The organism is Streptomyces sp. NPDC111516 (assembly GCF_055635345.1).
On record NZ_JBVKBV010000003.1, the window covers coordinates 37,229 to 63,082 of the forward strand.

General features: G+C 70.5%; 24 protein-coding genes. 13 read left to right on the forward strand and 11 right to left on the reverse strand.

Features of this window, described 5'->3' with window-relative positions; genetic code table 11:
* The first annotated feature begins 79 nt into the window (after nt 1-79).
* From ACZ7L9_RS08165 to ACZ7L9_RS08175, 3 genes are read left to right on the forward strand one after another with little or no spacing between them, the layout of a single operon-like run.
* The gene (locus ACZ7L9_RS08165; protein WP_471413578.1) at nt 80-991 is read left to right on the forward strand and encodes a protein kinase family protein; all 912 of its coding nucleotides are present in this window, start codon (nt 80-82) and stop codon (nt 989-991) included.
* Between the two features lie 4 nt (nt 992-995).
* Nucleotides 996-3,197: a protein kinase domain-containing protein gene (locus ACZ7L9_RS08170; RefSeq protein ID WP_471413579.1), complete on the forward strand. Its 2,202-nt coding sequence runs from the start codon at nt 996-998 to the stop codon at nt 3,195-3,197.
* 39 nt (nt 3,198-3,236) lie between these two features.
* Complete coding sequence (locus ACZ7L9_RS08175) at nt 3,237-5,321, forward strand: protein kinase domain-containing protein (RefSeq protein WP_471413582.1); 2,085 nt, start codon at nt 3,237-3,239, stop codon at nt 5,319-5,321.
* A 97-nt stretch (nt 5,322-5,418) separates the two neighbouring features.
* Here ACZ7L9_RS08175 and ACZ7L9_RS08180 read toward each other — a convergent pair whose 3' ends face one another.
* Nucleotides 5,419-6,549: a site-2 protease family protein gene (locus tag ACZ7L9_RS08180; RefSeq protein ID WP_471413583.1), complete on the reverse strand. Its 1,131-nt coding sequence runs from the start codon at nt 6,547-6,549 to the stop codon at nt 5,419-5,421.
* A gap of 217 nt (nt 6,550-6,766) precedes the next feature.
* Between ACZ7L9_RS08180 and ACZ7L9_RS08185 the strand changes: the two genes are divergently transcribed.
* The 4 genes from ACZ7L9_RS08185 (at nt 6,767) to ACZ7L9_RS08200 (ending at nt 8,609) form a co-directional block, all read left to right on the forward strand.
* Nucleotides 6,767-7,177, forward strand: a complete 411-nt coding sequence (locus ACZ7L9_RS08185) for a VOC family protein (RefSeq protein ID WP_471413585.1) — start codon at nt 6,767-6,769, stop codon at nt 7,175-7,177.
* Between the two features lie 125 nt (nt 7,178-7,302).
* Nucleotides 7,303-7,743, forward strand: a complete 441-nt coding sequence (locus ACZ7L9_RS08190) for a helix-turn-helix transcriptional regulator (RefSeq protein ID WP_471413586.1) — start codon at nt 7,303-7,305, stop codon at nt 7,741-7,743.
* 10 nt (nt 7,744-7,753) lie between these two features.
* Nucleotides 7,754-8,377 carry a glyoxalase gene (locus ACZ7L9_RS08195; protein WP_471413589.1) on the forward strand — a complete coding sequence of 208 codons (624 nt, stop codon included), beginning with the start codon at nt 7,754-7,756 and terminating at the stop codon, nt 8,375-8,377.
* 94 nt (nt 8,378-8,471) lie between these two features.
* Nucleotides 8,472-8,609 carry a hypothetical protein gene (locus ACZ7L9_RS08200; RefSeq protein ID WP_471413591.1) on the forward strand — a complete coding sequence of 46 codons (138 nt, stop codon included), beginning with the start codon at nt 8,472-8,474 and terminating at the stop codon, nt 8,607-8,609.
* A gap of 414 nt (nt 8,610-9,023) precedes the next feature.
* Here ACZ7L9_RS08200 and metG read toward each other — a convergent pair whose 3' ends face one another.
* A complete protein-coding gene (gene metG / locus ACZ7L9_RS08205) occupies nt 9,024-10,637 on the reverse strand; it encodes a methionine--tRNA ligase (RefSeq protein WP_471413592.1) in 1,614 nt (537 codons plus the stop codon).
* Between the two features lie 280 nt (nt 10,638-10,917).
* Between metG and ACZ7L9_RS08210 the strand changes: the two genes are divergently transcribed.
* Nucleotides 10,918-11,571: a response regulator transcription factor gene (locus ACZ7L9_RS08210; protein ID WP_471414108.1), complete on the forward strand. Its 654-nt coding sequence runs from the start codon at nt 10,918-10,920 to the stop codon at nt 11,569-11,571.
* 35 nt (nt 11,572-11,606) lie between these two features.
* Nucleotides 11,607-12,833 carry a sensor histidine kinase gene (locus ACZ7L9_RS08215; RefSeq protein WP_471414109.1) on the forward strand — a complete coding sequence of 409 codons (1,227 nt, stop codon included), beginning with the start codon at nt 11,607-11,609 and terminating at the stop codon, nt 12,831-12,833.
* Here the strand turns inward: ACZ7L9_RS08215 and ACZ7L9_RS08220 are convergent.
* Nucleotides 12,767-14,491 (reverse strand): VWA domain-containing protein, encoded by a 1,725-nt coding sequence (locus tag ACZ7L9_RS08220; RefSeq protein ID WP_471413594.1) that lies wholly within the window; start codon nt 14,489-14,491, stop codon nt 12,767-12,769. The two genes, ACZ7L9_RS08215 and ACZ7L9_RS08220, sit on opposite strands and share 67 nt — an antisense overlap.
* A gap of 311 nt (nt 14,492-14,802) precedes the next feature.
* Here ACZ7L9_RS08220 and ACZ7L9_RS08225 point away from each other — a divergent pair, with 311 nt between their 5' ends.
* The gene (locus ACZ7L9_RS08225) at nt 14,803-15,204 is read left to right on the forward strand and encodes an RNA-binding S4 domain-containing protein (RefSeq protein ID WP_471413595.1); all 402 of its coding nucleotides are present in this window, start codon (nt 14,803-14,805) and stop codon (nt 15,202-15,204) included.
* A 187-nt stretch (nt 15,205-15,391) separates the two neighbouring features.
* Here the strand turns inward: ACZ7L9_RS08225 and ACZ7L9_RS08230 are convergent, their stop codons facing one another.
* The 4 genes from ACZ7L9_RS08230 to ACZ7L9_RS08245 form a co-directional block, all read right to left on the reverse strand.
* A complete protein-coding gene (locus ACZ7L9_RS08230; RefSeq protein ID WP_471413597.1) occupies nt 15,392-17,350 on the reverse strand; it encodes an FUSC family protein in 1,959 nt (652 codons plus the stop codon).
* 22 nt (nt 17,351-17,372) lie between these two features.
* Nucleotides 17,373-17,636 carry a DUF2630 family protein gene (locus ACZ7L9_RS08235; RefSeq protein ID WP_471413599.1) on the reverse strand — a complete coding sequence of 88 codons (264 nt, stop codon included), beginning with the start codon at nt 17,634-17,636 and terminating at the stop codon, nt 17,373-17,375.
* A gap of 56 nt (nt 17,637-17,692) precedes the next feature.
* A complete protein-coding gene (locus ACZ7L9_RS08240) occupies nt 17,693-18,667 on the reverse strand; it encodes an NADP-dependent oxidoreductase (RefSeq protein WP_471413600.1) in 975 nt (324 codons plus the stop codon).
* An 89-nt stretch (nt 18,668-18,756) separates the two neighbouring features.
* Nucleotides 18,757-19,641, reverse strand: a complete 885-nt coding sequence (locus tag ACZ7L9_RS08245) for a hypothetical protein (RefSeq protein ID WP_471413601.1) — start codon at nt 19,639-19,641, stop codon at nt 18,757-18,759.
* A gap of 120 nt (nt 19,642-19,761) precedes the next feature.
* Here ACZ7L9_RS08245 and ACZ7L9_RS08250 point away from each other — a divergent pair, with 120 nt between their 5' ends.
* Entirely contained in the window at nt 19,762-20,172 is a 411-nt protein-coding gene (locus tag ACZ7L9_RS08250; protein ID WP_471413603.1) for a hypothetical protein, read from the forward strand.
* A gap of 77 nt (nt 20,173-20,249) precedes the next feature.
* Here ACZ7L9_RS08250 and ACZ7L9_RS08255 read toward each other — a convergent pair whose 3' ends face one another.
* The 3 genes from ACZ7L9_RS08255 to ACZ7L9_RS08265 form a co-directional block, all read right to left on the reverse strand.
* Nucleotides 20,250-20,672: a universal stress protein gene (locus tag ACZ7L9_RS08255; protein WP_471413605.1), complete on the reverse strand. Its 423-nt coding sequence runs from the start codon at nt 20,670-20,672 to the stop codon at nt 20,250-20,252.
* A 143-nt stretch (nt 20,673-20,815) separates the two neighbouring features.
* Nucleotides 20,816-21,469 (reverse strand): FMN reductase, encoded by a 654-nt coding sequence (locus ACZ7L9_RS08260; protein WP_471414110.1) that lies wholly within the window; start codon nt 21,467-21,469, stop codon nt 20,816-20,818.
* Nucleotides 21,470-21,492: 23 nt separating this feature from the next.
* Complete coding sequence (locus ACZ7L9_RS08265) at nt 21,493-22,581, reverse strand: LLM class flavin-dependent oxidoreductase (protein WP_471413606.1); 1,089 nt, start codon at nt 22,579-22,581, stop codon at nt 21,493-21,495.
* Between the two features lie 164 nt (nt 22,582-22,745).
* On the opposite strand from ACZ7L9_RS08265, the gene ACZ7L9_RS08270 reads away from it, so the two are divergent.
* Together ACZ7L9_RS08270 and ACZ7L9_RS08275 are read left to right on the forward strand one after the other, a co-directional pair.
* Nucleotides 22,746-22,874 (forward strand): DUF6126 family protein, encoded by a 129-nt coding sequence (locus tag ACZ7L9_RS08270; RefSeq protein ID WP_362192816.1) that lies wholly within the window; start codon nt 22,746-22,748, stop codon nt 22,872-22,874.
* 92 nt (nt 22,875-22,966) lie between these two features.
* Nucleotides 22,967-24,106, forward strand: coding sequence for a Fic family protein (locus tag ACZ7L9_RS08275; protein WP_471413608.1), 1,140 nt, complete (start codon nt 22,967-22,969; stop codon nt 24,104-24,106).
* Between the two features lie 71 nt (nt 24,107-24,177).
* On the opposite strand, the gene ACZ7L9_RS08280 is transcribed toward ACZ7L9_RS08275, so the two are convergent.
* The gene (locus ACZ7L9_RS08280; RefSeq protein ID WP_471413610.1) at nt 24,178-25,605 is read right to left on the reverse strand and encodes an FtsW/RodA/SpoVE family cell cycle protein; all 1,428 of its coding nucleotides are present in this window, start codon (nt 25,603-25,605) and stop codon (nt 24,178-24,180) included.
* Nucleotides 25,606-25,854: the final 249 nt, after the last annotated feature.

Here is a 25,854-nt window from a genome sequence, read left to right on the forward strand (position 1 = left end):
CGCCCCGACCCTCCCGTCGGCCCGCGCCGTCACGCCGGTAGTCTCGTCTGGCCGCTGTCGTGGCTGGGGGGATGCGCAGATGGAACGAGCACGCACGGACGGGTCGCGACGGATCGGCCCGTACCACCTCATCACCCGTCTCGACCCGAGCGGCCCCGGCCAACTGCCGGTCCCCGTACGCCGGTTCATCGGGCGCAGCGCGGACGGTGACCGTACGGTACTCATCAGCGCGCCACTCGACGGCACCGATCCGGGACGCTTCCTCGTCGAGGCCGACGCGGGCCGCCGGCTCCTCGGCCCGTGGGTGCTGCCGGTCGCCGAGCTTGCCGCCCCGTCCGAGACCCCCTGGTACGCCTCTCCGTACCTTCCCGTACTCCCGCTGCCGGTGGCGCTCGCCGTACACGGCGGCCCGCTGCCCGAGCGCACAGTCCGAGCCCTGGGCGCGGCCCTGGCCGAGACCCTTACGGGCGCGCACGCCATCGGCATCACGCACGCCGGCCTGTCCCCCGCCTCCGTACTCCTCGCCTGGGACGGACCGCGTCTGACCTGCTTCGGCGCGGTCCGCTCGGCGGCCCCGGACGGCGAGCAGCGCACCGGCCTGCCCGGGCTCGAGCCCGGCAGCCTGGCCCCCGAGCAGGCATCGGGCGGGCGGCCCCGGCCGCCCGGCGACATCTACGGACTGGGTGCGGTTCTGGCATACGCGGCGACCGGCCACTCGGTCCCAGACTCCGCGGAACTACCCGAGTCACTGCAGGCGTTGGTCGCGCGCTGCCTGACGCGCGACGCCGCCGCCCGCCCGACCGCGCCCGAGGTACTGCGCGCGCTGCCCGGAGCGTCGTCCACCCCCATGGCGACGGTCCTGGACTCGGCCGGTGCGCTGCTGGGGCCGGGCTGGCTGCCGAGCCGGGTGGTCGCGGCCATGGCGCGCCAGTCCGCGGAGGTCCTTGCCGCGGAAGTCCGTACTCCGATCTCACAGACGGCCAGGATCTGACGCGATGCTTTCCCCTCTGACCCATGACGATCCGGCCGGGCTGGCGGGCTTTCGGCTGCTCGCGCGGCTGGGCCACGGCGGCATGGGAACCGTCTACCTGGCTCGTTCGGCGGGCGGCCGCACCATCGCTCTGAAGACCATGCACCCGTCCATCGCGACCGACCCGGCGTCGCGCACCCGCTTCCGCCTGGAGACGGACGCGGCCCGCATCATCGGCGGCCACCACGGCGCCGTCGTCGTCGACGCCGACCCCCTGGCGCCCACCCCGTGGCTCGCCACCGAATACGTCCTCGGTCCGCCCCTCGACGACGCCATCGACCTCTGCGGCCCCCTGCCGGAGGGGTCCGTACGCGCCCTGGGCGCCGCACTCGCCGGAGCCCTCGCCCAACTCCACACCTCCGACGTCGTCCACCGCGACCTGAAGCCCTCGAACGTGATGGTCACCGCCTACGGTCCGAAGATCATCGACTTCGGCATCGCCCGCGCTTTTGGCGACGACCACCTCACCCGCACCGGAGCGGCCGCCGGAACCCCTGCCTTCATGTCCCCCGAACAGGCCATCGGCCAGGAACACACCCCCGCGGGCGACGTGTTCGCCCTCGCCGGAGTCCTTCTTTACGCCGCCACCGGCCACGGTCCCTTCGGCACCGGGCAGCCGGCGGACCTCCTCTACCGCGTCCGCTACGCCGACCCGGACCTCACCGGCCTCCCCCAGGCCCTGGTCCCGATCCTCGGCCCCTGCCTGGCCAAGGACCCGGCCCGGCGACCCACCACCCGCGAACTCGCCAGCCAACTCCACGGTGGTCAGGGCCACTTCGCCGACCATCTGCCCGATGCACTACTGGCAGACATAGCCCGGCGGGCATCGGAGGTCTGGCAGCACCAGCCGGAGCGGCTTCCCGCCCCCGCAGATCACGCAACAGCCGAGACCGTCCCGGTCACCGCCGCGCCCGGCATGAGCCGCCGCAAGCTCCTCACCATCAGCGGCAGTTCACTGCTGGCCACGACAGGGATCGGCGCGGGTGTGTGGGCATCGACGAGAGAGCGGGACTCGGACACGCCGAAGTCCTCGGGTTCGGGCAACGCTCCTGCGGCTCTGTGGCGGAGAAGCATCGTCACGGCGTCACCCGCCGATCTGGGGCGTCCGCTGGTGGTCGGCGACAAGTTGATCGTGGCCAACGGGGCCGGAGTGAGCGCCATCGAGGCGTCGAGCGGGCGGAGTCTCTGGTCCGGCAACCCGGTGCTGAGTTCCTGGGACGTGGCCACGGACGGAGCGAAGCTCTTCGCGGTGGACTACTCCCTGTCCCCGGGGGAAGGACTGCGTATCGCGCAGATCGACCTCGACGACGGAGCTCTGATGGATCCGGCCGTCACCGAGAAGGCATACAACGGGAAGCTGGTGGGAAATCAGCTTCTCTGCGTCGCCGGTGACGTCGCTTGGCTGCTCACGGCGCGGGTGCGGAAGGAAGACACCGACGAGTCGAGCGGCGTCGGTCCCGAACGAGGTTGGCTCATCGCCTCCTTCTCGCTCTCGACGGGCAAGAGACGCACCGAGCTGATCCTGGACGAGCCTGTGCCCGAGGAATACCCCTGGGTGACCGGCGTGCGTGCGATCGGCTCGAGCCTGGTCCTCTTCTTCCGTACGAAATCCGGCCGGGTCGACGTACTCGTCTGCGACACGCGCACAGGAACCGGCGTCTGGCGGGCGCCCCTCGGCCTCAACGCCGACGATGCCGCCCGCAGTCCCATCGCCGTGGACGGCAAGCACCTCTACACCGCGTCGGACGCGGTGCGGGCACGGCGCATGACCGACGGCAAGGAAGCCTGGAGGTACCAGGGAACGAACGTGACCGGGTACGGACCTCCCACAGTGAAGGACGGAGTCGTCTACGCGGTGGAAGCGGCGGGAGCGCGAGGTCTCGTGGCCCTCAGCGCAGACACCGGCGCACTCCTGTGGCGGGAGAAGAATCCCGTGTCGTCCGGGCACGAGCTGAAGGTGGCACCCACTGTCGGCGACAAGTACGTCTACAAGCACTGTGCGGCGGGGCTGCGCGCGATCGATCTCCGGACCCACGAAACCGCCTGGCTCCACCCGGAGAGTCTCGACAGGTTCACCGCCCTGATCACGGCGGGACTGCTCATCGGCGTCGGCGAAGGACCCATGGTCGCTCTTCCGCTGGAGCCCTCGGACCATGCCTCCTCATAGGCTCCCCACCTCATCACCACGAAGGGCTCGGCTCACACCATGCAACCTCTCAGTCTCGGCGACCCGATCCGGCTGGGGCCGTACCGCATCGCCGGAGTGCTCGGCGAGGGCGGCATGGGCAAGGTGTACGTAGGTCACGACAGTTCCGGCCGCCTGGCGGCCGTCAAGGTGCTGCGTCCTGAACTCGCGCACAACCGCAACCTCGCCCAGCGCTTCCTGCGCGAGGCGCAGACCGCGCAGGCGGTGACCAGCACCGGCGTGGCACGCGTCGTCGGCTCGCAGACCGAGGGCGGGCGCCCCTGGATCGCCACCGAGTACCTGTCGGGGCCGACACTGGAGCAGGCGATCACGGACCACGGCCCGCTGGACGACGCCGGCGTACGCGCGCTGGCCGGCGCCCTGGCATCGACATTGCAGGAGATTCACGCGGCGGGGCTGATCCACCGCGACCTCAAGCCGGCCAATATCGTGCTCACTTCCTCGGGCCCCCGCATCATCGACTTCGGCATCGCACGCCCCGAGCACGGCCTCACCCTCACCACCACGGGCCAGGCACCGGCCACCCCCGGGTACGGGGCACCTGAGCAGATTCTGGGTCAGCGCGTCGGCCCGTCGGCCGACGTGTTCTCCCTCGGTGCGGTACTGGTGTACGCGGCAAGCGGCAGGCAGGCGTACGAAGGTGCGCATGTCGCGGCGGTGCAGTACGAAGTGGTGCACGGAAGGCCCGCCCTCGACGCCGTGCCGCAAGCTCTCCGCCCTCTCATCGCCCCCTGCCTGACCAAAGAGCCCGCACACCGTCCCCACCCCTCGTCGGTCGTCCAGGCATTCGCACCCCCTCGCGGCGCACACCGGCTGTGGAAACAAGGCGTTCTCGGCGAGCAGATCAAGGAGTACGAGACCCGGACGGATCAGCTCACCTCTCTGGCCGGCACCACTGTTCCGGGGGCGAAGCCGTCGCGGCGGCGCTTCCTCACCTCGCTCGCCGCCGGCGGAGCGGTGCTGGCACTGGGAGGAGGCGCAACGGCCTGGTGGCTGACCAGAGGGCCCGATCTGCCCGACGCTGCGGACGCCGAACCGGCAAAGCTGCTGACTTCCGGCGAGTACGAGCCGGGCACGCCGCCAAAACCCCTGTGGGGGCCGCTGAAGGCAGCCGCTCCGAGCGCGTCCACGCTGTTGCCGGTGCGGGATGTCGTCATGTTCGCCGGCCCGTCGGGAGGACTTACGGCGCACAGGGTGACCGACGGCCGGCAGAAGTGGTCGCTTCCGGAGGTGTCGCCGTCCGCGGGCTTCCTGCGGCTGACGGCCGAGCAGTTCGTCGCGGCCGATGCCGACGGCAACGTCCTTGCCTTCGACGCGTCCACCAGTGAGCCGCAGTGGAGTGCCCCGGCGAAGGCGGAGAAACTGCTGGCCACCGCACCCGATGCGGCGCTCGTGTACGTGCTGACGAAGGACGACGAGGTGGCTGCGGTCGACACCGAAGCCCGCAAGGTCCGCTGGACCGCGGAGGCCCCTGAGGGCATCGTCATCGACCCGGCGGCCGTGGCCGGTGCCGGACCCGGCCGACTGGTCGTTTGCACAGCGGACGGGCACTACTTCGCCCTCGACTCCGCCAACGGCGACAATGCCTGGCAGTTGGGCGGCCATGCCAGGACGGCGCTGACCCCCGCCATCGAGGATGGATTCGTCTACGTCGGCGGGAAGTCGCTCTTGGCACTCGACCTGCAGAGCGGCGACGAGGTCTGGTCCGCGGCTTCGCAGTCGCTGAACCCCGATCAGGACGGGTGGGGCTCTCCCGCGATAGCCGACGACTGCATCGCCGCCATCGACGACGGCCGTCTCTACCGGGTCGCCAAGGCTTCCGGCACCGAGGGCCACGTCTCATGGCCGGATGGCACCCTCCCGTCCCGCACTCCACCGGTCGTCCAGGGCAACACCCTTTGGATCACCGAGGGAGGTACCTCGTCAGGCGTATCGGCCTTCGGGAACATCCCGAGCGACGAATCGGACGGCCGGCTCATGTGGACCTACGAACCCGAGTCGGAAGGTCCCTGGCACATGGCCGCCGCGGGCAACCGGGTGTTCCTGCTGCACAAGGGCTCGGTCGTCGCCCTGCCGGTGTTCTGAACGTACGCTCATTGCCCGGACCCGCCGGTGCCACGGCGAAGCCGACGGGTCTCCTGGCCGAAGGGTGCACATCGCCGACGACGCTGCGGGACCGGGATCAGTCGGGCCCCTGGCCCCCCAGTGTGTGCCGCTGGATCAGCCGTGAAATGTCCTTCGCGGTGACGATTCCCACCAGATGGTTCCCGTCCACGACGAGAATGCGCATGCCAGTACCCGGGCGGAGCTTGTCGAGAGCCTCACTCAGAAGATCACTCGGGGTGGCAACCGCGCACTGTGACAGCGGGATCGCCACCTCGCGCACGCGCAGCGCCTCCTGGTGCGCTCCCGGTATCCGGGCAAGCTTGCGTATCTGAACGATCCCGCTTGGACGGCCTTCGAAATCGAGCAGCGGCACGGCGGAATGGCGGGAGTCCACTGCCACCTCGTCGATGAAATGCCGGATGGTCAGCCAGTCGGCGCCGGTGGTCACCGGGCTGGACATGGCATCGGCGACCTTGATGCCTCGCAGTGCTGTGTGGATCACGGCGCGTTGCCGTTCGGCGCCGGCCACGACCGTGATGAAGAGGCCGACGAATACGAGCCACAGCCCGCCCGGGGCCCCGTGCAGGAAGGAGATCCAGCCGAAGGCCATCAGCAGCCCGCCCACGACCTGACCGCTTCGGGAGGCCGCCCGATCCGCACGTTCCCGGTCTCCGGTACGCCACCACAACAGCGCCTGCACCACCCTTCCGCCGTCGAGCGGCGCAGCAGGAAGGAGGTTGAATGCGCCCAGGAACAGGTTTGCCCAGCCGAGCCACACCAGAACGGCGGCGGGTACCGCCCGGCCGAACATCGCGTGCAGCCCGATTCCCGCTCCGAGCGCGACGCTTCCGATGGCCAGGCTGGTGAGCGGCCCGCTGATCGCCACTGCGAAAGCCACCGCGGCCGTCGGCGGGCGCCCCATCCGGGTCATGCCGCCCAGCGCCCACAGCGTCACATCCTGTACCGCGATCTTCTTCCTGCGGGCAGTCGCAGCGTGTGCCGTCTCGTGGAGCAGGAGGCTGCCCATGAGCAGCACGGCCCCCACGGCACTGGCGAAGGTGTAAACCGCATTCGAGCGCCCTGGAGTCCATGCGGGGAGGGTCTGGCGGCCAAGACCGTACGCGAGCAGGACCACCAGCAGCGGCACGCTCCAGTGCATCCGCAGTGGTACCCCGACAACTTGTCCGACACGGACCGAGCCGTTCATCGTCGTCTCCCGTCGGCTCGGCACCCGGTCCACCGGGCAGGACCTCGCGACCTGACTCGATGAACCGACGAGCACGGCACTCACCCACAATTGTCGCTCTCGGAATCTCCCGCAGTCGGCCAAGCCCCAGGAGCCCAGGACGTGATCCGGGTCCGGTGACCAGACCGGTCAGGAATCGAGAAGCACCGGTCACCGGAGCGCAACTAACGTGATGGCCATGGACCTCACCATTCACACGACCGTCCTCCCGCACGACGACCCGGACGCCTCCGTGGCCTTCTACCGCGACACCCTCGGCTTCGAGATCCGCACCGACGTCGGACAAGGCAAGATGCGCTGGATCACGGTCGGCCCCGTCGACCAGCCCGGCACCTCCATCCTCCTGGCGCCACCGGCCGCCGACCCCGGAGTCACCGAGGACGAGCGCCGCACCATCGTCGAGATGATGGCCAAGGGCACCTACGGCTGGATCCTGCTGGCCACCCGGGACCTCGACGGCACTTTCGAGAAGGTGCAGGCCGGCGACGCCGAGGTCGTCCAGGAGCCGACCGAGCAGCCGTACGGCGTCCGCGACTGCGCCTTCCGCGATCCCGCGGGCAACCTGGTCCGTATCCAAGAGCTTCGCTGAGCCGTTCGGCAGTCGATTCGGTCTCGGTGACGGCGCCACGACCACCTCGCCGGCGGCCTCGGGAGGCAACCCACGTGCTCACGAACATCGATGAAGGGAGTTCCCTCATGTGTCATCCTGCCTGGATGAGCGCACTTACCGCGGCGCAGCGCCTGAGCGACCTCGCGCGGCTGCGCCGCGTTCGCGATCGGATCGATCGGGAATACCAGCAGCCGTTGGACGTCGAGGCGCTCGCCCGCGGCGCGAACATGTCGGCCGGACACCTCAGTCGCCAGTTCCGGCTGGCCTACGGTGAGTCGCCGTACGCCTATCTGATGACACGGCGCATCGAGCGCGCGATGGCGCTCCTGCGTCGTGGCGATCTCAGCGTCACCGAGGTCTGTTTCGCGGTCGGCTGCTCGTCACTGGGCACTTTCAGCAGTCGCTTCACCGAACTGGTCGGTGTGTCTCCCAGCGTCTACCGGCGCCGGGAGGCGGGCGGTACGGCGGGGATGCCGTCCTGTGTGGCGAAACAGGTGACCAGACCGGTCAGGATTCGAGAAGCAACGGCGGCGAGCCGTAACTAGCTTGACCACTATGACCTCCATCGAGTCCGTCACCCTTGAGGTGGCCGATCCCACGGCTGCCGACCGCTTCTACACCGCCTTCGGTCTGGGTACTCAGGTGCGGCTACGAGCCTCAAAGGCGCCGACGACCGGCTTCCGCGGGTTCGCACTGGCGCTCACGGTGTCCCAGCCGGCCGATGTCAGCAGCTTCATCGGTGCCGCCCTCGACGCCGGTGCCACGCCGCTGAAGCCTGCCTCGAAGTCGCTCTGGGGCTACGGCGGCGTCGTACGGGCTCCGGACGGGACCATCTGGAAAGTCGCGACATCCGCGAAGAAGGACACCGGCCCGGCCACCGGCCGGATCGAGCAGACCGTCCTTCTGTTGGGGGCCACGGACGTGGCCGCGAGCAAGCGGTTCTACGTTGACCGCGGCCTCGCCGTGGCGAAGAGCTTCGGCCGCAAGTACGTCGAGTTCGCCTCACCGGCGAGTTCCGTCAAGCTGGCGCTGTACGGGCGCCGTGCCCTTGCCAAGGACGTCGGCGTCCCCATCGACGGCAGCGGCTCGCACCGGCTCGTGCTGGGCAGCGATGCCGGGTCCTTCACCGACCCGGACGGGTTTGCCTGGGAGGCCGCGTCGGTGACACCCACGCCCTGATCTGTCCTCGCTGTCCGCCCGAGAAGTCGGCACCGCAGCGGATCCCTGGCATGCACGGGTCCTGCTCGAGCCGCCGCGAGAAAGGAAACCCGCGATGAAGAGCACGCGGACATCCATCAAGAGCACCAACGCAGTCGACGAGAAGTACGACGGGTTCACGGACGAGGAACGAGGCGCGATGAGACCGGTCCTTCCCGCGGACACAACGCTCACTGCGGCCCAACTCGACTGACCGTCGTGCACACCGTCCCGACCCCGGCCGACTCAGGACCCGGGCGGTGGTCGATCGCGGAGACTGCGCACACTGGTACGGAAGTTGCGTACGAGTGAGCGGGGGAACGGGTGGAAAGCTGGGCGTGGCGGCACCGTAAGTGGCTGTGGGGGTCGGCTGTGTACTGGCCGTCCTGATCATCGTCGGGTTTTCGGTCCGGGCGCCGGTGAAGGCCGGCATGCGCTCCCGTGGCTGGGGCCGCGTGCTGATCGCGCGGCCGATCGTCACCAAACCGACGCCCACGCAAAACGCTCGGCCGGGAAACCCCGGCCGAGCGTTTTGCGAACTGCTCGCGGCCTGGACAACCGACCACGTGTGGCAACGAACACTGGAAACCGCCTCGTGCGGTCCCGGCCCCTCGTCGTGTGTACGTGCTTACGCCGGCTTCTCCTCCAGGCGGGGGAACAGCACCGCGCCCTTCGTCACCGTCGCGCCCACCGGGAGCCGGCCCCAGGTGCCCGCGTCCTGTACGCGCTGGTCGGACAGCGCGCCCAGGGAAGCCTCGGCGCCGAGGGAGTCCCAGAGCTTCTGCGAGGTCTCCGGCATCACGGCGTTCAGCAGGACCGCGACGCCGCGCAGCGACTCGGCGGCCGTGTACAGGATCGTCGCGAGGCGGGCCTGGCCCTCCGGGGACTCGTCCTTGGCCACCTTCCAGGGCTCCTGCTCCGTGATGTAGCCGTTGACCTGCTTCACGAAGTCGAAGGTCGCCAGGATGCCGGCCTGGAAGTCCAGCTCCTCGCCGATCTTCTCGTCGGCCGTCGCGACGGCCTTCGCCAGACCCTCCTGGACCGCCTTCTCGGCGTCACCCGCGGCCGTGGCCTCGGGGAGCGCCCCGCCGAAGTACTTGCCGACCATGGCGGCGACGCGCGAGGCGAGGTTGCCGTAGTCGTTGGCGAGTTCGGAGGTGTAGCGGGCGGAGAAGTCCTCCCAGGAGAACGAGCCGTCGCTGCCGAACGCGATGGCGCGCAGGAAGTACCAGCGGTACGCGTCCACGCCGAAGTGCGAGGTCAGGTCCTGCGGCTTGATGCCGGTCAGGTTCGACTTCGACATCTTCTCGCCGCCGACCATCAGCCAGCCGTTGGCCGCGACCCGGCCCGGCAGCGGCAGCCCCTGCGCCATCAGCATCGCGGGCCAGATCACCGCGTGGAAGCGGAGGATGTCCTTGCCGACCAGGTGGACGTCGGCGGGGAAGGTCCCGTCGAACTTCTCCTGGTTGGCGCCGTAGCCGACCGCCGTGGCGTAGTTGAGCAGGGCGTCGACCCACACGTAGATGACGTGCTTCTCGTCCCACGGCACCGGGACGCCCCAGTCGAAGGTCGAGCGGGAGATGGAGAGGTCCTGCAGGCCCTGCTTGACGAAGTTCACGACCTCGTTGCGGGCGGACTCGGGCTGGATGAAGCCGGGGTTGTTCGCGTAGAACTCCATCAGCTTCGGGCCGTAGGCGCTCAGCTTGAAGAAGTAGTTCTCCTCCTTGAGGATCTCCACCGGCTTCTTGTGGATCGGGCACAGCTTGACGCCGTCCTCGTCCTCGATGAGGTCGCCGGGGAGCTTGTACTCCTCGCAGCCCACGCAGTACGGGCCCTCGTAGCCGCCCTTGTAGATCTCACCCTTGTCGTACAGGTCCTGCACGAACTCCTGCACCCGGTCGGTGTGGCGCTTCTCCGTCGTACGGATGAAGTCGTCGTTCGCAATGTCCAGGTGCTCCCAGAGGGGCTTCCACGCCTCCTCCACGAGCTTGTCGCACCACTCCTGGGGGGTGACGCCGTTCGCCTCGGCAGTGCGCATGATCTTCTGACCGTGCTCGTCCGTGCCGGTGAGGTACCACACCTTCTCGCCGCGCTGGCGGTGCCAGCGCGTGAGCACGTCGCCTGCGACGGTCGTGTAGGCGTGGCCCAGGTGAGGAGCGTCGTTGACGTAGTAGATGGGGGTCGATACGTAGAAACTCTTCACGCCGTCGCCCCCTTGCTTCTCGGATCCAGTGGCCGCCATGGTCGAAATCCTAACGGCCTGCGGAAGATCGACTCACACCGATTACGGCCGACCGCCGTCGGACCAGGGGCGGAAGGGTCCTCGGCGTGGACGGAGAAGGCGGGGATGTCCAGCAACTCCGCCGGGGCAGGGACGACCGGGAGATCGAGCCGGTCGTCGCCGTTGGTTCCGGGAGCCCGGTGACAGGCTGTGCGGAGACCTTTGCGAAACATCCCTTCCCGTAGCAAAGACGCATCCTGGGAGGGAATGGACACGCATGCACGAGGCAGGGGACATCACGATGCGGGTACTGGTCGCCGAGGACGAGGAAATGCTGGCGGAGCTGGTCGCCACCGGGCTGCGGCGTGCCGGGTTCGCCGTCGACACGGTGTACAGCGGCGATGCCGCCCTCGCCTACCTGGGGCTGCACGACTACGACGTCGTCGTCCTCGACCGTGACCTGCCACGGGTGCACGGTGACGACGTGGCGCGCGGGCTGGTCGCCTCCGGCTCCCGGACCAGGATCCTGATGCTCACCGCCGCCGGTTCCATGGAGGACCGGGTCGCCGGGCTCGATCTCGGCGCGGACGACTATCTGGGCAAGCCGTTCGAGTTCCCCGAGCTGGTGTCGCGGGTACGGGCGCTGCGGCGGCGCAGCGCCCGCCCCGTACCGCCGCAGCTGGAGCGGCACGGCATCCGGCTCGACACCGTGCGGCGCACCGCTTCCCGGGAGGGGCGGGAGCTCGACCTCTCGCCGAAGGAGTTCTCGGTGCTTCAGCTGCTGCTGGAGGCGGACGGCGGGACCGTCAGCGCGGAGGAGCTGCTGGAGCGGGCCTGGGACGCCAACGCCGATCCGTTCACCGGCGCCGTACGCGTCTGTATGAGCAAGCTGCGGGGCAAGCTCGGGGAGCCGGCCCTGATCCGTACGGTGCAGGGCGTGGGGTACGCCCTGTGAAGCGCCCGTCGCGCGGCCCCTCCGTCCGGCGGGTCCTGCGCATTCCACGTGTCCGGCATATCCCGCACGTCCAGCACTCCACGATCCGGACGCGCATCGCGCTCGTGTACGGCGGGGTGTTCCTGGTGCTCGGGACGGCGCTGCTCACCACCGTCAACCTCGCCTCCCGCGCGGGTACGGACTCCCAGGCGCGCGACATCGCCCGCACGGCGGCGGTCGTCCAGCCCGGCTACGCGGTGAACGGCCCCCTCGTCACCCGGCGGACTCTCGGCCCGCCCACCGTCTACGACCTCACCGACCACGTCAGCGACGCGGCCGGCCATCAGCTGCTCGTGTGGTCCGTGGCCGCGCTGCTCGTCATGACGGCCTGCGCGGTCGCGGTGGGGTGGTGGACCGCGGGGCGGATCCTGCGGCCCGTCCACGCCATGACCGCCAAGGCTCGCCGGCTCTCCGAGCACACCCTGCACGAACGGATCGCGTCCAGCGGCCCCGACGACGAGCTGAAGGAGCTCGGCGACACGCTCGACGCGCTGCTGGCCCGGCTGGAGAAGGCGTTCGACAGCCAGCGCCGGTTCATCGCCAACGCCTCGCACGAACTGCGCACCCCCCTCGCCACCCAGCGGGCCGCGATCCAGATCGGTCTGGACGACCCGTCCCAGGAGGATCTCGTACGGACCCGGCAGACGCTCCTGGACAACAACCGGCGCAGCGAGCGGCTCATCGAGGGGCTGCTGGTCCTGGCACGCAGCGAACGCGGGCTCGCGGCGAGCGAGCGGGACGCGGTGGACCTTGCGCAGGTGGTGGTGGAGGAGGCGGCCCGGCACCCGGGCGTGAACGTCGACGCCGGACCGTGCGCGGTACGGGGGAACCGGCTGCTGCTCGCCCAGCTGGTGGCGAATCTGCTGGCCAACGCCGTCACGTACAACGTGTCCGACGGGACGGTGGACGTGTCCCTGGTGGCGGCCGACGGCGGGGTACTGCTGGAGGTCCGCAACACCGGGCCCGTGGTCGACGCGGCGGACATCCCCGGGCTGTTCGAGCCGTTCCGGCGGGGCGAGGGCAAGGACCGGATGGGGCGGGGCTCGGGACTCGGCCTCTCGATCGTGCGTTCTATCGCGGTGGCGCACGGCGGTACGGTCACGGCGGTGCCGGGCCCCACGGGCGGGCTCGCCGTGACCGTACGCCTGCCGGTGGATCAGCCTTCGGTCGCCGCTTCGCGCGCCGCTACCCAGGCGGGGAGGGCGGCGAGGACCTCGCGGTAGAACGTGGCGTCCGCGACCTCGCGGGGGGCGGGACCCGCGTGGAAGAACCCGGCGTTCGGGACGTCCAGCTTCCGCAGGAAGTCGAAGCCCTTCGCGTCCTCGTCGCCGAACGCGACGAACTGGAAGAACAGCGGCAGCCGCGCCGCGTCGGCCAGCGCCTGCTTGGCGGGCTGCTTGGCGTCCGGCGGGCCGTCCGTCTGGAAGATCACCAGAGCGGGGCCGGTCGCCTCCGACTTCTCGTAGTGCGCGACGACCTCTTCGACGGCGCGGTGGTAGTTCGTACGGCCGAGGCGGCCCAGGCCCGCGTTCAGTTCGTCGATCCGGCCCTCGTGGGCGGCGAGGTCGACCGTGCCGGTGCCGTCGATGTCGGTCGAGAAGAAGACGACGGGGACGGTGGCGCTCTCGTCCAGGTGCGCGGCGAGGGCCACGGTGCGGTCGCCCAGGTGCTGGGCGCTGCCGTCCTTGTAGAACGGCCGCATGGAGCCGGAACGGTCGAAGACCAGGTAGACGGCGGCACGCAGCCCGGTCAGCCCGTGTGCCTCGAGCGCGGCCTGGGCGGCCTTGTACGGCTCGACGAGCCCGGGCGCACCGGACGTGACCCGGGCGAGAGGGAGGGCGGACCTGGACGCGTCGGGGGCGGGGGCTGCTTCGGGGGCGGAGGCCGACGTGGCCTCGGGCTCGGGCTCGGGCTCGGTGGCGGATGCGGGGGCGGCGGCGGTGACCGGCTCGGGCTTCGGCTCGGTCTCGGCGGTGCGTGCGGGGGCCGACGCGGCGGGGGCCTCCGCCGTGGCGGGTTCGGGTTCGGGTTCGAGTTCGAGTTCGGTGGCAGGTTCCGCCGTCGGCTCGGCGACGGCGGTGACGGGCTCGGGCTCAGGCTCGGCCTCGGCGGCGACGGGCTCGGGCTCTGCAGCAACCTCCGGCTCGGCGACGGCGGTGACGGGCTCGGGCTCGGTCTCGGCGGTGACGGGCTCGGGCTCGGGCTCGGCGACGGCGGTGACGGGCTCAGGCCCGGCGACCGCGGTGACGGGCTCGGGCTCAGGCTCGGCCTCGGCGGTGACGGGCTCCGGCTCGGCAGCAACCTCCGGCTCGGCGACGGCAGTGACAGGCTCCGGCTCGGCGACGGCGGCGACGGGCTCAGCCTCGGCCTCGGCCTCGGTGACGGGTGCGGTCTCCGGCTCGGCGGGGGCCTCGGCCTTGACGGGCTCGGCCTCGGCAGGAACGTCGGCCTCTGCGACGGCCGTGGCCTCCGGCTCCGCAGCGACCGGCTCCGGCTCGGTCTCGGTGGCGGGCGCGGCCACCGGCTCCGTGACCTCGGCCTCCGCCGGCTTCGGCTTCGGCTTCGGGGCCGAGCCCTGGGAGGGGACCGTGGGCAGGGACGCCTTGTCGAAGGCCGCCGCCACCAGGTCCGATGCCAGACCGCTGTCACCGGTGGCGGACCGGGGCGAGGCGGGGGCCGGGACCGAGGCCTTGGTGGCCGGGGCGGTTTCGCGCACCGGGGCGGATTCCGTAGCGGGCTCGTCCACCGTCGTCGTGACCGGCTCCGACTCCGCGGGCGCGGTGCGTTCGGTCTGGGGCGGGACCGTGGCCGTCGGCGCCGGCGCGTCCTGCTCCGCGCGGTCGCGGCCGAACACCTTGCGCAGCAAGCTCCGAATGCCCATGGGCGAGGCCTTTCGCGTGAGTTGGGTGCGATGAATGTCCGACCTGCGGGATTCATCCCTGGCCAGGGCGGATACGTAAGGTTAGCGGCCGGATCCGGCCGTTCGGTGGTGCGGCCCGCCCGTGGGACAACTGAGCCGCAACCGAGCTCGGACCGAGTCCTGTACGCATGCCGTGCGGACCTGATGTACGTCGTTCAAATGTGCCCACCTGGTCCCGCGTTGCTTCGTCGGCTTGAGCGGACCGTGTGCCTGACAAGCAGTCAGGCACACGGAACCTGCCCCGGGGCCCGCGCCGCACTAGAGTCGGCTGCATGGTTTCCGGTGAGGCGCCGCAGGCGGAGGGCAGCGTTCGGGTCGACGTCTGGATCTGGTCGGTCCGGCTGACGAAGACCCGTTCGCAGGCGGCTGCCGCCTGCCGCGCGGGTCATGTGAGGGTCGCCGGCGAGCGAGCCAAGCCCGCCCAGGCGTTGCACGTCGGCGACGAGGTACGGCTCCGGCACGCGGGCCGGGACCGGATCGTCGTCGTGTCGAAGCTGGTCAAGAAGAGGGTCGGCCCTCCGGTGGCGGCGGAGTGCTTCGTCGACAACAGCCCGCCCCCGCCGCCGCGCGAGGCGGCGATCCAGGTTCCGGTACGGGACCGCGGCGCGGGGCGTCCCACGAAGCGGGACCGGCGGGAGATGGAGCGTCTGCGGGGGGCCGGGCCCACCCCCTGACCAGGCCCTGTCCTGCCGATCTTCGCGGGCCCGGAACGACTGGCACGGCACCTCGCCGCGTTGTCGTCAGTCGCCCGAGTACATCCAGTACGAGGACGATCCTCCGCCCAGCGATGCACCGCACCAGACGCCCCGGGCCGATCCACGAAGATCGACAGGACAGGACCCAGGAGGGCGCGGGTTGCGGCTACGGCTGCGGTGACGCGATCGCCCGCGCCGCCGCCACCTCCTGGCGCAGCGGGGCCAGTACCCCCTCCTCGTCGCCCGGCAGTTCCGCGCGTACGCCGACCAGGGTCTCGCTGGTGCGTATCCCCTCGGCCAGCCCCCGCAGCTGCTGCTGGATCCCGGCCACTTCCGCGGCGGCCGGTTCCGGTGCTCCGTGGTCGACGCGGACCCGGGCCGCCGTCGTCGCGTCCACGATGCGTTCGACCGCGACGACCAGCGGCCACCACGCAGCGGCCCGGGTGCCGACCGGCGGCGGTTCGGTCAGGGCGCGCTGGAACTCGGAACGTACGACGGACAGGTCGCGGTAGATGCGGCGCCGGGCCCGTACCCGTTCCGCCCGGTCGCCGGGGCCGCCCGGCTCGAACGCGTACGCCACGTAGTCGGCGATGTCCGTCACCGCGTCCGCGAGCCGGTGGCCGATCCGGACGTGCCAGCTCTCCGGCCACAACAGGTAGCCCGCCACCAGCACGATGGCGCAGCCGATCAGGCTGTCCAGGAAGCGCGGCCAGACCAGGTGGAAACCCTGGTGGTTCAGCAGGTCGGACAGGAGCAGGATGACCGGGGTGATGGCCGCGGTCTGGAACGCGTACCCCTTCGCCGTGAACGCCGGGATCAGTGCCGCGAGCACCACCATCACCGGCACGTCCCACCAGCCGATCGGCACCGCGGCGAGGATCGGCGCGGCGATCACGAGACCGGCCGCGGTGCCCACCGAGCGCAGCACGGCCCGCGAGAACACCGAGCCGAAGTCCGGCTTCAGGACGAACGTGACGGTCAGCGCGACCCAGTACGAGCGGGGCACCGGGATCAGTGAGGTCAGCGCCTGCGCCAGGCCGATGCAGAGGGCCAGGCGCAGCCCGTACCGCCATGAGGACCCGGAGAGCAGCACGTCGCGCGCCGTCCGCCGGATCCGTATCCCGAGCGCGGCGGGGCGGCCGAGCCGGTCGTCGACGTTGTACGGGTCGGGGTCGGCCTTGTGCACGACGGCCGCCGCGTGCCGGAGCGCGCTGTCCACCGCCCGGGTGGCGGGTGAGTCCGGGGCGGGCAGGGTGAGTTCGGCGTCGCCGGTGCGGCTCTCCTCGACGGCGGTGGCGAGTTCGCGTACCGCCGCCGGGATCTCGTCCGGGAGCGGGCACCGCCGGACGTGTACCGCGGGCGCCGCCTCGACGAGCGGGATGACGACGTTGAGCTGGGCGAGCAGCCGCACCATGGCGTTGCTGCGGCCGTGGTAGCGGGCCCGGCGGGCCAGGATCAGGTCGTAGGACGTGTTGAGGGACTGGGTGACGGCCTGCCGCCGCTCCTCGTACGCGTCGGTGCCCGCGGCGGCGAGCAGGTCGGCGACCGCGAGGTAGGTGCCCGCGACCGCGACCCGTTCCGGCAGTTTGCGCCGCAGCGGCCACGCCAGCAGCGTCATGGTGAGGACGAACAGGCCGCCGACCGTCAGCAGCAGCGGCGCCACCCACCAGGGTTTCGGCATCGGGAGCCCCGCGCCGACCACCGCGTTGAGCAGGAGCAGCAGCCCGGACACGGAGGCGACGGCGCCGATCGTCGACATCATGCCGGAGACCAGAGCGACCAGGGTCAGCGCGGCGACGGCCGCCCAGCCGGTCCCGAAGACCAGCGTGCCCAGCATGATGCCGAGCGCGCCGAAGAGCTGCGGTACGGCGATGTTGAGGATGCGCATCCGGTACGCGTCGGCGGTGTCACCGATGACGCCGGAGAGCGCCCCCATGGAGACGAGCGCGCCGTACGCCGGCCGGTCCAGCGCGAAGCCGGCGGCCAGCGGGCCGGCCAGGGCGAGGGAGGCGCGGACGGCCGCGGCCCAGGGGACGGGCGCGGCCGCCCCGGGGCGGAGTCCGCTCAGCAGCCAGGGGGGCGGTGCGGCACGCCTGCGTCCGGATCCGGCCTCCGTGTCGGTCAATGCGTCCCCCTGTGTGGTGCGTTCAGCCCCAGTAGCCCTCGACCTCGTCGGCCGGCCGTACCGTCGCCGCGGACGGGTCCTCGCCGAACTCCCTGAGGGCGCGGCGCTGGCGCAGCAGGTCCCAGCACTGGTCGAGCCGGACCTCCACCGTACGCAGGCGGGATCTCTCGTCCTCGGTGAGGCCCGATTCCTCGGTGGAGCGGCTGCGCAGGTCCCGTTCCTCGGCGATGAGTCCGCCGATGTTGTCGATGATGTCGTGTTCGATGTCGCGTTCCCGGTCGTCCATGGCGTCTCCTTCGGGTCTGCGCGCGTGGTCCGGGCTCAGAGCCTGTCGGGTTGACCTCAGAGTGCGATGACGGTCTTGCCGCGTGCGCCGCCCGTGCGGTTCCGGTCGAGGGCCTGCGGGGCCTTCTCCAGCGGGAGTTCGACGTCGATCGGCACGCGCAGTACGCCTTCGGCGGCGCCCGCGGCCAGGACGTCGAGCAGGACCCAGCTGGGTTCGAGCCGGAAGTCGATGCCGGTCACGTCCGCGGGGAGCCCGGCCCCGGCGGCGACGCCCCGCGTGGTGAGGGCGATCCCGCCGGTGCGTACCGGCGCGGCACGGGCGGCGAAGGCGTCGGAGGTGGTGGAGACCAGGTCGACCAGTGCGTCGATGCCGTCCGGGCAGCTTTCCCGTACCGCCGTTTCGAGGGGGCGTTCCGTGGTGTCGATCGTGACCGTGGCTCCCAGGGCCGCCATCCGCTGGTGTTCGTCGCCGCGCACGGCCGCGATCACGCGTACGTCGCGCGCCGAGGCGAGCTGGGTCAGACAGCTGCCGACGCCGCCCGCCGCACCGATGACCAACAGGCTCTCGTGGCCGCGGAACACCGCGATCTCCAGGATCTGGGCGGCCGTCATCCCGGTGGACGGCAGTGCGGCCGCGGTACGGAGGGGGAGGCCGGCCGGGACGAGGGTGATGGCGGAGTCCTGCGACACGGACACGTAGTCGCAGTAGGTACCGGCGCGGGCCCTCGGCCCTCCGGCCCGGCCGAAGTCGTGGGCGTCGCCGAGCCGGCCGAAGACCTGGTCGCCGACCCGGAAGCGGTTCGCACCGCGGCCGATCATGTCCACCCGGCCCGCGAAGTCCACGCCGACGACCAGCGGGAACACGCGCGGGGCGGGCCCGGCGTCCGGGGAGCCCCGGGCGGCCTGCCAGTCTCTTGGGTTGAGTGCGGCGTACTCGATCCTGACCCGTACCTCGCCGGTTTCCGGCTCGGGCTTGGGCAGCTCTACCAGTGCGGGGTCTGCCCCGAACGCGCTGACGGCTATCGCTCGCATACGGAAGACCTCTCAGTCGCCCCCGATCCGGCAGTCACGAGAACCACTCTTCCCCGGCCCGCCCGCCGCCGCACGTCGAACCCGGCCCGCTACGGAACCGTCCGTCGCCGGGCCGCCCACCACCTCCCGAGCACCGCGCACACCGCCACCGCCAGCCCCGTCCCGAACACGATCCACACCGTCGTGCGCAGGGAACTCGTGAGCGCGTCGTACACAGCCGCCGCACCGCCCGTCTCGCTCTCCGGCACCTCGGCGAGCACCCGGTCGCGTGCGATCGCGATCACCGCGCGCAGCACGAGCGCCCCCAGCGCGAATCCGGCCCCGGCCACCGCCGTGGCGAAGAGCGCGGCGCGCCCGGAGCGCCCGCGCCCCGGCCCGCCGCGCAACCAGGCCACGAGCACCGTCAGGACGGCGAACACGACCGTGCCCACGGCGGGCCGGACGCCGGCGGCGCGCAGCCACCGGAATTTCTGGCGCAACTGGTCGGCACGGTCGGCGGAGATGAGCGTGATGTCGGTGTGCTGGACCGGAATCCGGTCGGCGAACGGCACCCCATTCCCTTCCAGATTCTGTTTGACCTGTTGGGTGAGGGGTGCCAGGTCGATGGTCACGGCCTCACCGGTCCTGCCGTTCAGCGCGGCGGTGACGGCCTCGTGGGCGGTGCGGTTGGCGGCGTTCCACGCGGCCCGGAAGGCGTCCGTGGTGGTGAAGGACATGACCGCCTGGTGCAGGAAGTCCCGCACGGTGCTCTGGAGCGGACCGGCGTCGATCTGCCGCATCGTCGCGTCGGTGATGAGGTCGCTGACGGTGCCTTGCACGTCCGGGTCGGAGGCGAGCGGGGCGACCGCGGCCACGTAACGGTCCGTGTTGTCGATTTCCAGATCCACCCAGGCGGAGAGCGCGCTCAGCGGGACGAGCACGGCGAGCAGCACCAGCACCACCGCCGTCAGACCCGCCGAGATGTACGTCCGCATCCCTCCAGGGAATCCCGTACGGAGGCGTCGCGCCCCGGGCCGTACGCCATCCGAGTTGCCGGGTGCTGCGGCCGGGTGTGCTCTGGAGGGACGAAGGGGCGACGGAAGGAGTTCTCCGCCATGGCCACACATGCAGCGATGCCGACACGCGGACGGCCCCGGAGACGGTCACGTACACGTCAGCACAGCACGGCCGCCTGGGCCGTTCCCGTCACGCTGGGTGCGGCGTACGGCCTCTACGTGTCGTTCGTCCTCCGCAACCATGGCGCGAGCGGCGGCCGGCAGTTCTGGTACGGCCTGATCACCGCGGTGGTGCTCGCAGTCGTGTGCTTCGCACTGGGCCGGATCCAGCACACCCTGCTGCCCCTGGTGCGGGCGGTGGCGTACGGCGCGCTGACGGCCGCGGCGATCGGCCTGCTGGTCGGGGTGACCGGTTCGAGCGTGCTGCGGTCCTCGGCGCTGGGACTGGCGGTCGGCCTCGGGATGTTCATCACGACGTTCTACATCTTCTACACGCACGAGCAGGAGTGAACGCCCCTCCGGGCGCATCGGTACATGAGGACGGGCCCGCGCTCGGCGCGGGCCCGTCCTCATGCCGTCCCCTGTGCTCAGCCGCGTACGACCGTCACCGGGCACGGTGCGTGCTGGGTGACATGGAGGCTGACCGAGCCGAGCAGCGTCGCCTTGAAGCCGCTGTAACCGCGATCCCCGACGACCAGCAGGTTCGCGCCCTTGGCGCGCTCCAGCAGGGACTGGGCCGGGTTGCCGATCACCACGACCTTGCTGACCGCGGCCGCGCCGTCGGCGCCCAGGGCCTCTTCCAGCGCTTCGGTGAGGGCCACGGTCGCCACGGCCTGCGGGTCGAAGTCCTCCGGCATGCCCGGCATCATGGACGCCCAGCTGGTCGCGGGGTACTCCCAGCTGTTGACGGCTTCCACCGTGTCACCGGTCAGTTCCGCCTGGCGTACGGCCCAGTGCAGTGCCTTGATCGACGACTCGGAGCCGTCAACGCCCACCACGATCCTGCCCATCTCTGCCTCCAGCTCGGTTCGGCTCAGTGCGCAGATGCGTCGTGCGAGAAATCCCCGCACGACGCATCTTTCGCTCCAACTCTAATCAAACCGGACAGGGTTTCGAGCGGCGGGGCCACTCGGGCGGGGCCACTCAGAGGAGCTCAGTCGAGCCGCAGATCGGCGAGCTGCTGCTCGAACGGCACGACCTCGTCGTCGAGCCCGAGCGCCCTCGCCGCCCCGGAGACCGCCCGGCCGCCCGCGATCATGGCGGCGAGTTCGCCGCCCGCGCGCCGGATGCGGGACGGCAGGCCGTCGGTGTACTCGTCGCCGGACGAGCCCCAGTCCTCCGACGCCGCGTACACGGAGGTCGGTACGACGGTGGCCCGCAGGTAGGCGAAGAGCGGACGCATCGCGTGTTCCAGGACGAGCGAGTGGCGGGCGGTGCCGCCCGTCGCCGCGATGACGACGGGCTTGCCGGTCAGCGCCGTGTTGTCGATCAGGTCGAAGAACGACTTGAACAGTCCGCTGTACGACGCGGTGAAGACGGGCGAGACGACGATCAGGCCGTCCGCCTCCGTCACCTCCTTGATCGCCTCGTCCAGGGCGCTCGGCGGGAATCCGGTCACCAGGTTGTTGGCGATGTCGACGGCCAGGTCGCGCAGTTCGATCACGTGGACCTCGACGGTGCGGTCCTGTTCGGCCAGCAGGCGTTCGCGGGCGGCGCCGGCCAGCCGCTCGGCCAGCAGCCGGGTCGAGGAGGGGCTGCTGAGCCCGGCCGATACGGCGACGATCCGCAGGGGTTCGGTGGCGAACACGCCGGACGTGGTGGACACGGTGGTCAGGCCTCCTTCGTGGCCGTGCGGGCGGCGACGGCCGGGTGCACGGGGGCGGAGTCCGGGACTCCGGCCGGCCGCAGGCCGGCGAACTCCTTGCGCAGCACCGGGACGACCTCCTCGCCGAGGATGTCGAGCTGCTCCAGGACCGTCTTCAGCGGCAGTCCCGCGTGGTCCATCAGGAACAGCTGGCGCTGGTAGTCGCCGACGGCATCCCGGAACGACAGGGTCCGCTCGATGACCTCCTGCGGGGAGCCGACGGTCAGCGGGGTCTGCCGGGAGAAGTCCTCCAGGGAGGGTCCGTGCCCGTAGACCGGCGCGTTGTCGAAGTACGGGCGGAACTCCCGTACGGCGTCCTGCGAGTTCTTCCGCATGAACACCTGGCCACCGAGGCCGACGATGGCCTGCTCGGCGGTGCCGTGCCCGTAGTGCGCGTACCGCTGCCGGTAGAGGTCGACCATCTTCTTGGTGTGCTCGATGGGCCAGAAGATGTTGTTGTGGAAGAAACCGTCGCCGTAGTACGCGGCCTGCTCGGCGATCTCCGGCGAGCGGATCGAGCCGTGCCAGACGAACGGCGGGACGCCGTCCAGGGGGCGGGGGGTCGCGGTGAAGGACTGGAGCGGCGTACGGAACTTGCCCTCCCAGTCCACGACGTCCTCGCGCCACAGCCTGTGCAGCAGGGCGTAGTTCTCGATGGCGAGCGGGATGCCCTGGCGGATGTCCTTGCCGAACCACGGGTAGACCGGGCCGGTGTTGCCGCGCCCCATCATCAGGTCGACGCGGCCGTCCGCGAGGTGCTGGAGCGTCGCGTAGTCCTCGGCGATCTTCACCGGGTCGTTGGTGGTGATGAGCGTGGTGGACGTCGACAGGATCAGGTTCTCGGTACGGGCCGCGATGTAGCCGAGCGTGGTCGTCGGCGAGGACGGGACGAACGGCGGGTTGTGGTGCTCGCCGGTCGCGAAGACGTCCAGGCCGACCTCCTCCGCCTTCTGGGCGAGCGCGATGGTGGCCTTGATCCGCTCGTGCTCGCTCGGCGCCCTGCCGGTCGTCGGGTCGGTGGTCACGTCTCCGACGGTGAAGATCCCGAACTCCATGGCGCCGCCTCCAGAACTGTGGTTGTTGAACCTTGAACTATATGGACAGACCCTACAACGGAACACCCCCCTGACCTATTCCGCCGGGGAGAACCGGGTGCGGTGCGTACCCTGGACCGGATGCGGAGGCCGGGCGTGGCCTTCGCCGGACGGAGGCAGCGGCTGTGAGCGAGAGCGAGCGCTGGAAGGAGCGCGGCGTCGCCCTGCGCGTCTTCGTCTACGTCTTTGCCACGCACCTCTTCGCGGGCTTCATCTGGATCCTCTTCTACGTGGGCGAGCACGCCAAGAAGTGAGCGGGCGTCGAGTGGGCGGCGGGAACCCCGGGGGCGCGGTACGCAGAGGTGATGCTCCCCACTGAATGATAGAAGCCTGGTATCATTGCATCATGCTGTATGGGGCGCCCCGCCTGGACTCGCTCGACCTTCGGGTCCTGGAACAGGTCGATGCGATGCGCGACCGGCTTCGGTGTGCGGTGCAACAGGCCCCAATGAAATGGACACTCGATCTGCGCAAGGCGCTGACGGCCAGTGCCATCGCGGCGTCGAACACCATCGAGGGTTACCGGGTCGCTGCCGCAGACGTCGCCGACCTCATGGACGGTGAGCGCGAGGTCGAGACCAGCGACGAGAACAAGGCGGAGACGCTGGCCTATCAGCAGGCCATGACATACATCCAGTCGCTCCATGACGTCACCGACTTCCGGTACAGCAAGGAACTCCTCAACGGCCTCCACTGGATGCTCCAGGGGCATCACCACCCGCGCAAGGTCGCCGGCCAGTGGCGCAGGACCGCCATCCGCATCACCGCCCCCGGTGACGAACTCGCCACCGACTACGAAGGACCGGACAGCGACCTGCTCCCCGGCCTCATGGGTGAGCTCGTGGACTGGCTCAACGACGGCGACCTCGACAGCCATGTCCTGATCCGTGCCGCGATGGCTCACCTGAACCTGGTGAAGATCCATCCCTGGTCCGACGGCAACGGCCGCATGTCACGTTCGCTGCAGACGCTTCTGATCGCCCGGGGTGGAGTCCTTGCCCCCGAGTTCTCCTCGATCGAGGAATGGCTGGGCATGCCGGGCAACACCTGGGACTACTACAAGGTGCTGCGTGAGGTCGGAGGCCCCGTCTGGTCGCCGGAGCGGGACACGCTGCCCTGGATCAAGTTCAACCTACTCGCCCACCACCAGCAGACCCAGCGGGTGCAATTCCGCGTCGACCGGTCCAACGACTGCTGGACGCAGCTCACGGAAGAGGCCGACGCGTACGGGATCACCGAGCGGCAGGTGACGGCCCTTCACGAGGTGGCGATGGCCGGACGGGTGCGCCGCTCCCGCTACGAGAAGGCCGAAGCGATCAACACCCAGCAGGCGACCCGCGATCTCCAGGCACTGACCAAGGCCCAGCTGCTCACGGCCGTGGGCCGGACGAAGGGCCGCCATTACATCGCAGGGCCGCGGTTCCCGGAGCGGGTGCTGGCCACCGCCCGGCGACACCACACCATCCGCAACCCGTACGCCATGTAGCGGCACCATTCAGCGCCATCGCACGAACCGGCGTCCCGGCGCAGCCATCGCGATCCGGCGCAGGGGCTTGTTCACGGGCGCACCACCTGGGTCATCTCGGCGTCGGGGTTGGGGGCGGGCGCGGGCGCGGGGCGGCGTGCGGTGTCGCTGATGCGGATCAGGATGCCGACGAGGGCCCAGTTGGCGATGACGGAGGAACCGCCGTACGCCAGGAACGGCATCGTCATACCGGTCAGCGGGATCAGGCCCATCACACCGCCGGCGACGACGAAGACCTGCAGCGCGAAAGCGCCCGACAGGCCGATGGCGAGCAGCTTGCCGAACGGGTCGCGGGCCGCGAGGGCGGTGCGTACGCCGCGCTCCACGATCAGGCCGTAGATCAGCAGGATCGCCATGATGCCCGTCAGGCCCAGTTCCTCGCCGAAGGTGGCGAGGATGAAGTCGGAGTTGGAGGCGAACCGGATGAGGTCGGAGCGGCCCTGGCCGAGGCCGGTGCCGAGGGTGCCGCCGGAGCCGAACGCCCACAGCGCCTGCATCGACTGCTCGGAGTGACCGACCACGTTCTGGCGGCTGAGCATGTACTCGCGCATGGGGTCGAGCCAGGCCTGGACACGTTGCTGGACGTGCGGCTCGAAGGAGGAGACGCCGACGGCGCCGGCCGCGGACATCAGCAGCCCGAAGACGATCCAGCTGGTCCGCTCCGTGGCGGCGTACAGCATGATGACGAACATTCCGAAGAACAGCAGCGACGTGCCGAGGTCGGTCTCGAAGACCAGGATCAGGATCGAGAGGAACCAGATGACCAGGATCGGGCCGAGGTCGCGGCCGCGCGGCAGGTGCAGGCCCATGAAGCGGCGGCTGGCCAGGGCCAGCGCGTCGCGCTTGACCATCAGATAGCCGGCGAAGAAGACCGCGAGCGCAATCTTCGCGAACTCACCGGGCTGAATGCTGAAGCTGCCGACGTGGATCCAGATCTTGGCGCCGTATATGTCGGCGCCCAGGCCCGGGACCAGCGGAAGCAGTAGCAGGAACAGCGCGCCCACCATGGATATGTAGGTGTAGCGCTGCAGGACGCGGTGGTCTTTGAGGAAGATCAGCACCAGGATGAACAGCGCGATGCCAATCGCCGTGTACATCAGCTGCCGTGGCGCGGCTGTTCCCGCCTGCTTGATCGACTGCAGCAGCTCGGACTGGTCCAGCCGCCAGATGACGACCAGGCCGAGCCCATTCAGCAGCGTGGCCAGCGGCAGCAGCAGTGGGTCCGCGTACGGCGCGCACTTCCGTACGACGAGATGGGCGACGCCGGCCAGCAGACCCAGGCCCAGGCCGTAGCTCAGCAGGCCGGACGGCAACCGGTTGTTGATGGCCAGGCCCACGTTGGCGTAGGCGAACACTGGGACGACGACGGCGAATAACAGCAGTGCGAGCTCGGTGTTGCGCCGGCTCGGCGCGCCGACCGTCGACGTGTGGTGCGTCGACGTGTTCGTAGAACTGCTCATCGTGTGCCGGGGCCTCTCACGGCTTGCCTACTGCTGACTGAGTCGACGGAGTCGGCGGCGCTGTGGCCTTGGATGTCGTCTTAGACGTGAAGAAAGCGTGTGTGGTTCCTGTGGTGCCCGTGGTACCGCTGGACCAGCGGCTCCGGAGGTTCCACCCCGCCCGGCCCCGCCCCACCGACTGATGGGGGTACGGGGCGCGGTGCGGGCCCGGGAAGGTGGTGTGGGCGGAGCTGGTGTGCCCGCAGGTGG